Here is a 10,617-nt window from a genome sequence, read left to right as displayed (position 1 = left end):
GAGCCTTCCGTAGGCCCTCGGGACCGCCCTTGCGGAGCCCCTTTTCTTCTTTCCGGACATGCCGTCCTCCGATCTCCCGGGGCCGGCCGATCCGGCCCTCAGGGTATCGGGTTCCCACATTCATCCGTACATGTACGGATGAATGTGGGAGGTGTTCGGATAAAGTCGATAATCAAGGGGTTACAGAATTATGTAGAGCTCCACATAATTCTGTTGCATTTTCCAGCCTCTTGTGATACTATTTTGATACTAAGAAAATTGACAGCCGAAAATAGCAGGTAAAATATTAGCAAATTTGCGAATATTTTACCTGTAAATTCAAGAGAAATACTTCCTCATATACTTGAATTTGTCGAGTGGGAGTAGGCTGATAGGGTTCTGACCTGCACTTTTGAGTGACGCACTGTGCCGCTGAGTTTCGTTTCGTACGACAGTCATGGCAAAGCCACCAGCGACGGCGGTGAGTAAAAACGATTTCCTAGCCTCCGTTCCCGCGTTGGGACGGAGGCTTTTTCTTTGGTCTTTTACTCCCTTTCACCTGCTATTTCGCTATTTACTCCCAGTGTTTCAAGATGGCAAAGCACTGGGCGGTATTCGGAGGAATGGGAGTAAGGATTTATCCCAAGTGAGTAGACGTGCGATTTTTGTCCCCGGGCCCCGAAACGGGGACGTTTCGGGGCCCGTGAAACTCAAATCGAACTCAATGGGCGGCACCGACGGCTTCGTGCCGTTCCAGACCTCCGGCGCCTCCGTCCTCAAGCTGGGGGCGGGTGGCGTTCTGACTGACCCCGAGTACGAAGTCCGCACCTGGCTCAACGCCACGCTGTTCGCCGACGGCGAGCTCAAGATCGGGTTCGCCAAGGCCGATGCGACAGGTCGCGAGGTGCTGGCCTCCGACACGCTTTGCGCCAACGCCAAGTACGCCGCGATCCAGGCGACGCCCTGGGCTTCGTTCTGCAAGAGCGTGAAGCGCGTGACCATCGCCGCCGACACATCGAGGGTCGCCAACGTGAACCTGAACTACTGGTTCTACAGTTGCAACGCCCTGACCTCGGTCTCTGGCATGGCGAACCTGCGCGGCGTGGCCTACATGAACCGTACGTTCAACTCGTGCTCCGCGCTCACCGAGCTCGATCTGCGGGGCATGAGTCTGGCGTCGCTTTCTAGCATGCTCTACACGTTCGGTGCCTGCACCGCCCTTGAGCGCATCCTGGTCGATGCCGACTGGGGGCTGCCGAGCGGGTGCACGGGCTCTTCCACGTTCTACAACTGCAAGGCCATCGCGGGTGGCAACGGCACGACCTACGACTCTAAGCAGACGACGTACGCGATGTGCCACATCGACCGCGAGGGGCAGGCGGGCTACCTCACTGCCGGGTAGCGGCTTGGGACTGAGCATAATGGCACCCCTGGCAGCTGCGCAGGCGCCCTTCCTGCGCTGCTGCCAGGGGTGAGCGCGCCGCCCCCGTGGTGTGGGTTAGGCGATGGGATGCGGCGGCGTGTAGCGAGAACTGCTTTACTCCTCGATTTCGGAAGATAGGTGAACCTTCCCCTTTATTTGAGGCTTCTGCTTTTCGATCTGGCGATAAAGCCTGTTGTACTCGATAGCCCACGGCCTTTCGATTTTTCGCAGAGCCAGAAGGTTCATGTGGCTAGTCGTATATGCCCTTGCCTTTTCTTTGGAAAAGCCTTCGTACATCGTCAGGTATCTTGCGAAATCACGCTGGAAGAATCCTTCGTAGCGTTCCTGCGACAACAGCTGCTCCGCTTCTCCTCGAGGCAAATCCCAGTGTTTTTGCAACAGGCCCAGGATTGCTTCCGTGGATGCAGGAGTCTCGTTAAGAGCCGCTACAGCTCTCAAGAGACTTTCGTCGTACCCCTCCTCGTAAAGCCGGCTTTCCATTTCTACCTCCCGTTAGCGACTCTTTCGAACAATCGTTACTGTGCTTTTTCTTATTTTACCTCGCTTTTTATAGCAGCGATTCAGCTACCAGCTGATTTGTGACCGCAGCGGATGATGGGGCCGTTGAAGTTGGTCCATGTTCTGCTGGGAGGTCCTTGTGGAGTCTATTGCGGTGGCGCTCATCGGCGTCGTGACGCAGGTCGGGGTGATCGCGTCGAACTCGCGAAGCCGCGCGGTGATGGAGCTCAAGATTGACGAGCTCGCGCGGCGCGTTGAGAAGCACAACTGCCTCATCGAGCGCACCTACAAGCTCGAGCAGGACATGGCCGTGGTCAGGCGCGACGTTGACGCTCTTGAGGAGAGGAGCGGCAGATGAACCGTTTTCTGACGAGCAACGAGCGGCAGTGGCGCTTTATGCGCACGGTCGTCCAGGGCGTCCTGGGCGTCGTAGTGGCCAACGTCGACCTGCTCATGGGCGTGGCCGTGCTCGACCCCACGCGGCGCGCGCTGTGCGTGGCCATGGTGATGGCCGTGCTCTCGCCCGTTATTGCCGAGCTGGGAAAGGCGGGCGATTCCTATGAGTGAGTACGCAAGCGAGGAGGAGCGCTGGGAGGAGTTGCGCGAGCCCGGCTGCGAGCCCGACACGCCCAGCGACTTCAAGCCCGAGGAGGGCGAGGACGCGGGATTCAAGGAGGTCAGCGCCAATGGGGCATAGCATCCTGTTCAAGCAGTGCGGCAGCGACCGCATGACGCGCAGGCGCTCGCACGCCATCGACCGCATCGTGATCCACTACACGGCGACTCTGGCGTCGGCCCGCAACAACGCGATCTACTTCTCGCACAACGAGCGGCAGGGGTCGTCCGCCCGCTACTTCGTGGGCGACATCACCGACGAGATCTACCAGAGCGTGGCCGAGGGCGACACCGCCTGGCACGCCGGCAACTGGCTCATGAACTGCCGCAGCGTCGGCATCGAGGCCGTGAGCGCTAGCGAGGACTACAGCGAGGTCGAGGCGGGCAAGCTCGCCTGGCTCGTGCAGACCCTCATGAAGCGCTACGGCATCTCCGAGGGCGGCGTCATCCGCCGCTACGACGTGACCGACAAGATCTGCCCCGCGCCCTACATCGCCGCCGGGCGCAGGGCGGCCCTGCGCCCGCGCATCTGCCGAGGCGCCGGGTCTTCGGACACCGTGGCTGCGGGGTCTTCCGGCAGTGGCGGCTCTGCGCCCTCGGGTGACGTGGCGAGCCTGGCGTGGCGCGTCATCAACGAGGAGTTCGGCAACGGCGAGGCGCGTAAACGGGCCCTGGGCTCGCGCTACTTCGAGGTGCAGGCCGAGGTGAACCGGATTCTCTCGGCGGTGGTTCCGGCGGTTCTTCTTCGTCCGGCAGTGGCGAGGTCGACATCGACGCGCTGGCACGCACCGTCATCAACGGCGACTACGGCAACGGCGAGGAGCGCAAGCGACGGTTGGGCTCCAACTACGCCGCCGTGCAGCGCTGTGTGAGCCAGATGCTCTCGTGAGGCGGTTTCGCGAGGAGCTGGCGGAGGGCTGGCAATCGTGGCTTGCATCCCTGTGTTGCTGGCGGCGGCCGTTCTCATGCCAATCCCTTGGATGCTTGGATTGATATACAACAAATAATACTTTTTGATGAGAGGCGCAGGTCAAGTTTGGACTGCGCCTCTTTGTTTGGACGGTCGGGGGGTTACGAACAATCCTGAACGGAGCGCTTCCGAGCGTTGCGGAGTGTAAGAGACGATTTTTAAAACAGCATATTCTACCTGCGGTTTTGTTGATTATCGTTCTGAACCGTTTTGAAGTGCTCTATGGTCTCCGATTAGCTCGCGGCTAAGTCCCTGAAAAGTAAAAGGCGCCCGTGCGGGCGCCTGCCTAGGACCGAGATTCGTTCGATTGTGGTCGGAATGCTCGTCTTCCGCGGTGCTGTCGTCCGGAGTCCGGCATCTGTCGTTCGCCTCTTCTGTCGTGTTTGATGTTGCGCGTTCTGCGAGCGACCTTGCGCAGGCCTACCGGCCCGTTGCCCCAGGTGCACCCGGATAAATGGCACCCATCGGTTGGGACTCAGCTTATCGAAATCGAACTATATGGGAGCGAGCGGAAGGGTGAACGGCCTAGGGTGCAACCAAGATGCCGTCTATCGTATCGTTTTCCCTAGACGAACGCAGGCCTGCGCTGCATTAATGAATCTACACGGAGTCGTTGAGAAGGTCTTCCAGCATCGGGTCTATTCCGCTGGTGATAATATCCTCAATCAGATGCTGGGCATGGAAACGGTTGATTTGCCATGCTACATATGAAAGCGTTTGGCAGGCACGCTCCTTGATGTCGTATGGCGCCTTGCTTAAAACAATCGACTTTGCGATGTCGGCAAATGGATCGTGGTCTTCCCATGTCTTGCAGACTTGCGTCATGCTCTGGTCGATAGCATCCATGACAAAGGCCGCATTGCCGTTGTCGATTTCCGTAAATTTGACAACCGTTTTAGCGAACGCGGGGTTTGACGCTACCCGTGAGCACAGCTGCTCATCGGTCATTTCGAGAATCCATTCGGCAACCTCTCCGTCGAGGATTCCCCGTGCTGCCTTTTCCGCAAGTTTCGTTTCCCGGTCCGCATCTGCTATCGAAGACAACCTTCGCTTTATCGCGCTCAAAAACTCTGCCGCATCCTGGTATCTTTTCGACGGATCGTCTGCGGTTGCTTTTTCTACCAGCGGTCGAAGACGATGATTCGTTTTTGTCGGATGTCCGGCGAGCACGAAGTTGATAATCCTGCCCAAGGAAAAGACATCGCTCCTTTTGTCCCCATCTTTTAGATAGACAAGCTGTTCAGGTGAACAGTAGAACCACTGTCCATAATTGTTTGTGTTGGTGGTTTGGTAGGATGAAAGTGTGTTCAAGTTCTTTCCAAGCCCGAAATCGGCAATCTTCAGTTGGCCGCTCAGTAGAAAAATATTCGTGGGGCTTAGATCTCGGTGAATGTATCCGCGCGAGTGAATGGCAGCCATGGTGCCAACTATCTGCTCGATTATGGACATCTTGACTTGCTCGGATAGAGGATTGTCCATGAACTCTAGTAGCGTGGTCTCGCCGGCCTCCATCGTGTAGGAGCAATTGCTCTCGTCGAAATCAAAGACACGGAGAACCCCTGGCAGCTCCGAAAGATCATTCATTATCTCGTATTCGCGCTTGAAGCGATGGCGGTTTCTTGCATCAAGGGCTACTTCGGGCATGAGCTTTTTCAGGACTCTGCCTGTTGACTTTTGCCTGAACGCTTCGGCAAAGCCGCCTTTCCCGATCGGGATTAGATCCGAATCAATCACCACAAGCTTCATCTCGCCGTCTGTTCCGACTATCTCAAGCTCGTCGGAGATTAGTACTTGGTTGAACCGTTTCTTCGCTTTGTCCGCCCTTTCTCGGGCTTCGATTTCATCGCAGCCAAAAGTACTGACCATATACTTGAATCCAAGAACGATTGAGAAAAAACGATCGAGACGGCCGCTCGACGCAACACTGGCTATCTTTCCGGCGGCGTATCTCCATCTGGTAGGAGCGTTGCCACCTTGGTAGATGTCCCGGAAGTCAAAATGGTCATTGAAGAATGTCACTATTTGAGGGCCCGACAAGTAGTGGAACAGCTCTCCTTCGTCGCCCACGAACATCTTTGCAATAGATTCGAGCGACCGCTCGCTGAGTAATGGCATCGTTCTGTCCTCCTCGTTCATCTGTCGTCATCCTAGTCACCGGAGTGCATTCTGCCAAGGATATTTGTCTTAATGAGCTGCTATCTTTTTGTGCTCTCCGCTCATATGATTATCCGACTTTGCCTGGTTATTAATGCATCAGAAAATCGACAACCCCGTAGCTGGCATCCTCGTTAGCTCAAAGGATATTATGACGACGAGGCAATCCCGAAGCTGGCGACATCATTCGTGTAATAAGTCTTGTCACGTTTCAGGATTTCACTAACTTATAAGCAAGCCACCCGAGACTACTCACCTTTCCCGCCGATGGCGAAGCCCTGCGACCTGGGGTTTTGCGAATGTCGCGCAAGCCACCTGCGTTAATTCACCTACGATTGCAGCTGGCGGCTTGCGGGTTAAAGGGCGGTTGAGTTTCAAAACGGGCGTTTTCAGCGCTATCGAGCCTCCTAAGGCGCCCCGCTGCGCTCTTTGGGACAAAAACAAAAAATCAAAGTCCTGAGTTTGAAAAAAGTATTTGAGGCTGTCCCAGCTTTTGTCCCCGAAGCTGACGAAGCACGACATGGTGTCACCTGGCGGCACTTGGCTCGAGACGGCACCGAAAACTGGGTGCAACTGGAGTGACGGGACGGCAGAATCGACGCCATCGAGTGGGAGTAGGACGACAGGGTTCTGACCTGCGATTTTGAGTGCCGCACTATGCCGCTGAGTTTCGTTTCGTACGAGAGTCATGACAAAGCCACCAGCGACGGAGATGAGTAAAAGCGATTAAAGAGCCTCCGTTCCCTGCGTTGGGACGGAGGCTCTTTCTTTGCCGTTTTACTCCCTTGTCTCCGTTCGGGGATTATTTCCTGCTCATTTAGGGCTATTCGCGCTGAAAGATTTTGACTAGCTTGGTGTCCTTTATTTCGTAGACAATGTCTGCGACGTTCTCGACCAGCCTCTTATCGTGGGAGACGAACACTATCGTTCCGGCATAGGCGCTCATCATCTGCTCGAGGGCTTCGGCGCTCTTGATGTCCAGGTAATTTCCAGGCTCGTCCATGAGCAAGATGTTGTATCTGCCCAGCAGCATCTTCGCGAGTAGCAGCTTGATGACTTCGCCTCCCGAGAGAACGCCAACGTCCTTTGTCAGGTCGCGCGGTCCGATTCCCATAGAGGCGAGGATGCCTCGAATTTCGGTCATGCTGTACTCGCAACCATTCTGCATGAACGAGATCACAGACTGGCGGGCGTCGAACTTGTAACCTGTCTGTTCGAAGTAGCCGATCTCTGCTTTGGGAGAGATGTTGATACCGTCGGCGCGTCGAACGATTGCCTTCAGCAGGCTGGTCTTTCCTGTGCCGTTGCCACCGGTGATGGCCACTTTGGCACCGAGCGGTATCTCGAATTTCGCGTGGTCATAGAGCACGCAGTTGCCGAAGCTCAAGCTGAAATCATCTGCCGAGATGGGAAATTTGCTGTGCAGTTCCAGGGCCTTGCTCTGGCGGAAGCGCACGGCGCGAATGCTATCTGGGGCCTCGATCCCTTCGAGCGCTTCGAGGCGCTTCTCCATGTTCTTAGCTGCCTGATGCATTTTCTTCTGCTTGGTGCCGGTTGTTTTCTGATGCCCCAAGCGACCTGCATACTCGTTGCTTTTTTTCGCACCCTTCCGCTTGGCGTCGACCTGCCGTGCTTTTTTCCGCTGTTTTTCGATGGCGGCTTCGAGGCGATCGCGCTCGCGCATCGCCTCTTCGTATCGAGTCGCCTGAGCTTTGCGCTCTTCTTCTTTCTGTCGCAGATAGTCGGAGTAGTCACCCCAGAATTCGGAAATACCGCCGTCTTTGAGCTCCCAGATCTTGTCTACCACCTGGTCGAGAAAATGACGGTCATGGCTCACGATGAGCAGGGCCCCATCAAATGCCTTGAGCTGTCCGACGAGAAGGCGGATGCCGTCTTGGTCGAGGTGGCTCGTAGGCTCGTCGGCGAAGATCGCGCTTGCATGCTGGGAGAGCGCAGAGGCAATCTTGGCGCGTGTTTCCTCCCCGCCGCTCATCGTCTCCTGCGCCACTTCGGCGACGTTGAGACGGGAGAGCATCTCGCCGTTGTCCTGAGCCGCATCAAGGTCGAGTTCGTCGAGCTGGCCGATGAGGGCAATGCTGCCGAAGCGCCTGACGTCGGCGTCCGCAATGGTTAGATTGCCGCTCAGGATTTTTAGCAGGCTGGTTTTGCCTGCACCGTTGTCTCCTACCAAGCCGATGCGATCGTAGGGGTAGATTTCCAATTCTTCGATGTCCAGAATATCGCGGCCGGCATATTCCAAAAAGATGTCTTTAGCTTTGACTATGAGTTCCATAAGTTGAACCACCTTTTGTGTATTGTCGTTTTCTGGAAGCGCAGCCATGCCAATAAAGAATCGCTCACGTCGATTTTTCGCCTTTGCCCGATTGCCGGCGTGAGCGTTTTGGCCTTGCGCAAGCCGGCAAATCCGAAAATGATAGTTGGCGGCGAATAAGGAGCGCGATGTGGGATGTCGGCGCAATACCTCGTCGTCGCAAGGGCTTGAAGGCTGACGCGCGAACCGATGGCTGCCGCCTCTTTTTCGAATGCTTGGGCTATTGAATCTGCCCGGTATTTCTTTTCCCCACGTTTCGTACACTTGGAGCGAGAAGCATCGCCATCGCAAGCAGTACCATGGTCGCTCCAGAGCCGACGAACCACAACGGAGCTCCGAGCAGGTCCGCAAAAACGGAGGGGGCTGCGAGGCCCATGGGCATGGCCCACGCCATAATGGTTCCATAGAGACCAAAAACGCGGCCTAGGTACTCAGGAGGTATCTGCTCCTGCATAAGGGCAGTCTGGGTTCCTGCGTACAGCGGGGAGCATGCGCCCATAAGAAAGCTCGCCGGTAGGAAAGCGGCGAACAGCGACGGGCCGAGCAATCCGGATGCGATTGCGACGACGCCGAAGCCGGCGATTGCGGCGACCATGGTGAGCGACCTATTGCGGAACCCTCCCGTGGCCGCCAAAATGCCGGACCCAGCCAGCATGCCTGCGGAGAAAAGGACCTCCACCAAAGCAGCATCCCCCGTGCTACCGCCAAAATGTCCCAAGGTCATTATTGGGAACAATGCCGCGAGTGGGGAGAACGCGAAAGCGAAGACGAACCCGCACCAAAGAATGGCGAACAGCCCCCTGTATCCCCTGATCAGCTTGTAGCCGTCCGAAATCTCAGAGAAAAGTTCTCGAACTTTATTGGAAAAGGACGAGCTGCGGTCGGCTTCGTCGAGTCCTCCTGCGTCTATCTGAGCGGCGAGGACAGCTAGAGAAGCGAAAAGCGCCCCCAGCACGTCGAGGGCAATCATGGCGGTAATGCCCGCCACAGGATAAATCACTGCCGCGAGCGCGGCGCCAAGAATGTATCCGGCGGACTGAATCGCTTGCATCACTCCCGATAGGCGAACGAGATGCTCTGGCGGGGCGAGATGGGGCGTGAGGGATTGGGAGGCCGGCGTGTAGAACGAAGTGCCAGCTGCGCGGAGAAACAGGGCGATGAGTATTGACCACGCAGGTAAGCTGCCGGCCAACGAGGCAATCGCCAAGGCGGCGCCCACCGCGGCAACGAAGAGGTCGGCGCCGATGAGAACACGCTTCAAAGGCAGTCTGTCGACAACGGCGCCCGCAAGGACTCCGAACAAAGCAATCGGCAGAAAGCCTGCTAACGATGCCAGGGAGAGGAGGGAAGATGATCCTGTCGTGAGGGCGATATGCCAAATGAGACCCATTTGGAGAATCGAGCTCGTCAATGTCGACACGAGCTCCCCGCCCCATACGAAACAAATCTTAAATTGCCATGAATGGCACAGCGAAACAGACCTGCGCCGAGAGGTTTCAAACATCATGGTTATGTCCAATCGTGGAATGGCGTGCAAAACAGCGCGACGCCATAACAGCGCCGCTTTTTAGGCGCTCATCCACGTGCGGAAAAGACCAACCACGACACCCCTCCTTCGCTGACTCAGTTCGGCAAACCACGCAATTTTAAGGAGGCTGAAGCTCGTTTGTCAAGGATTGCCTGTCGGCAAGGACAATCCTTTCTGGCCATTCGATCCCTTTTGTATCTTTGGTTGCGTAGGTGACCCGCCAGGGCTATTACGCGTGGAAGAGGCGCCTGCCGAGCTGGCCGATGAGGCGCTGAAGATGGCCCTGGTCAGGCGAAACGATCCCAAGGGATGCGTACATCATTCGGATAGTAAGAATGTTGCCAGCAGGTTTTGCGGCAACCGCAAAGGAGCCGTATCCTGCAGCTGGAATCACGTTGCAGCATCCTGACCCGCATTCCGATTGGCGGACGGCCCGCTTCGGCATCCTGACCAGCACAGCGATCGAGCCTTGTCATTCCTTGGATATGCCGGTTGCTCGGGGCGGTCCCGACGGAGGCCCTCGCCTCCCCGGTCCGTGACCCAAGAAGGGCAAGCATGCTGATCTGCATGGCTGGTTCCTCCTTTATGTAGACGACCATGCAAAGAAGGGACAACCGAGGAGGCAGGTTACTGATGCGGGCTCCCGCACGCCCATGACTACCCGACGGGCTTTTTTTCATCTCCGATGCCCGCATTGCAGCATGAACGAATGTGCCTCGACATCTCTGCTGGCATGGTACGACTGGGATCGCACCTCGACGCATCCTTGCGCATACTGCCTTCCAGGTTTCGAAACCGGGAAGGAGAGTGTATGTGAGCGACGATATCGGCGCCGATTCGACGCTCGAGAGGGAGATTGCGCCGATTCTATCCATCGGGGATGCATTCCCGAAGATTCTCATCACTCGCACGAGGCATGAGCCCCATACCCGGGAGGGCGTGCTCGTGCTGAATTTCGCGAGGTGGCTGCTTGGCGGGTAGGGTTCTGAACGTCGCATTGGGATATCGCGCGACAGGGCACGCAGGGCTGTTTGTGCCCGCACGGGAAACGCCGTCGCCATGCGGGCGGCCTGTCGTGTCCGATTAGCCTTTTGCTA

Annotated in this window: 10 protein-coding genes; 6 read left to right on the top strand and 4 right to left on the bottom strand. The window is 56.7% G+C overall.

The genetic code is table 11. The features are described from left to right. The first annotated feature begins 682 nt into the window (after nt 1-682). A complete protein-coding gene (locus AAAX73_RS03815) occupies nt 683-1,381 on the top strand; it encodes a hypothetical protein (RefSeq protein WP_349125060.1) in 699 nt (232 codons plus the stop codon). A 135-nt stretch (nt 1,382-1,516) separates the two neighbouring features. Here the strand turns inward: AAAX73_RS03815 and AAAX73_RS03810 are convergent, their stop codons facing one another. Next, complete coding sequence (locus AAAX73_RS03810) at nt 1,517-1,903, bottom strand: hypothetical protein (protein WP_124786470.1); 387 nt, start codon at nt 1,901-1,903, stop codon at nt 1,517-1,519. A gap of 157 nt (nt 1,904-2,060) precedes the next feature. Here AAAX73_RS03810 and AAAX73_RS03805 point away from each other — a divergent pair, with 157 nt between their 5' ends. Genes AAAX73_RS03805 through AAAX73_RS03790 form a run of 4 tightly spaced genes read left to right on the top strand, consistent with a single transcriptional unit; the run spans nt 2,061 to nt 3,408 of the window. Next, nucleotides 2,061-2,279, top strand: coding sequence for a hypothetical protein (locus AAAX73_RS03805; RefSeq protein ID WP_250787836.1), 219 nt, complete (start codon nt 2,061-2,063; stop codon nt 2,277-2,279). Then, complete coding sequence (locus tag AAAX73_RS03800) at nt 2,276-2,488, top strand: alanine racemase (protein WP_124786468.1); 213 nt, start codon at nt 2,276-2,278, stop codon at nt 2,486-2,488. The genes AAAX73_RS03805 and AAAX73_RS03800 overlap by 4 nt, the downstream gene beginning before the upstream one ends. After that, complete coding sequence (locus AAAX73_RS03795) at nt 2,481-2,618, top strand: hypothetical protein (RefSeq protein WP_164473322.1); 138 nt, start codon at nt 2,481-2,483, stop codon at nt 2,616-2,618. Before AAAX73_RS03800 ends, AAAX73_RS03795 begins: the two co-directional genes overlap by 8 nt. Continuing rightward, nucleotides 2,608-3,408, top strand: coding sequence for an N-acetylmuramoyl-L-alanine amidase (locus tag AAAX73_RS03790; protein WP_206428089.1), 801 nt, complete (start codon nt 2,608-2,610; stop codon nt 3,406-3,408). The genes AAAX73_RS03795 and AAAX73_RS03790 overlap by 11 nt, the downstream gene beginning before the upstream one ends. A gap of 698 nt (nt 3,409-4,106) precedes the next feature. Here the strand turns inward: AAAX73_RS03790 and AAAX73_RS03785 are convergent. The 3 genes from AAAX73_RS03785 to AAAX73_RS03775 all read right to left on the bottom strand — a co-directional run bounded on the left by AAAX73_RS03785 (nt 4,107) and on the right by AAAX73_RS03775 (nt 9,499). Next, nucleotides 4,107-5,642 carry a serine/threonine-protein kinase gene (locus AAAX73_RS03785; RefSeq protein WP_250787837.1) on the bottom strand — a complete coding sequence of 512 codons (1,536 nt, stop codon included), beginning with the start codon at nt 5,640-5,642 and terminating at the stop codon, nt 4,107-4,109. 841 nt (nt 5,643-6,483) lie between these two features. Further along, nucleotides 6,484-7,953 carry a ribosomal protection-like ABC-F family protein gene (gene abc-f / locus AAAX73_RS03780; protein ID WP_117629050.1) on the bottom strand — a complete coding sequence of 490 codons (1,470 nt, stop codon included), beginning with the start codon at nt 7,951-7,953 and terminating at the stop codon, nt 6,484-6,486. Between the two features lie 259 nt (nt 7,954-8,212). Further along, nucleotides 8,213-9,499 (bottom strand): MFS transporter, encoded by a 1,287-nt coding sequence (locus AAAX73_RS03775; protein WP_349125059.1) that lies wholly within the window; start codon nt 9,497-9,499, stop codon nt 8,213-8,215. 834 nt (nt 9,500-10,333) lie between these two features. On the opposite strand from AAAX73_RS03775, the gene AAAX73_RS03770 reads away from it, so the two are divergent. Then, complete coding sequence (locus AAAX73_RS03770) at nt 10,334-10,501, top strand: hypothetical protein (protein ID WP_157966984.1); 168 nt, start codon at nt 10,334-10,336, stop codon at nt 10,499-10,501. Nucleotides 10,502-10,617: the final 116 nt, after the last annotated feature.

Source organism: Collinsella sp. CLA-ER-H9 (assembly GCF_040092295.1).
Taxonomy (GTDB): domain Bacteria; phylum Actinomycetota; class Coriobacteriia; order Coriobacteriales; family Coriobacteriaceae; genus Collinsella.
This window is presented reverse-complemented; position numbering and strand designations above follow the sequence as displayed.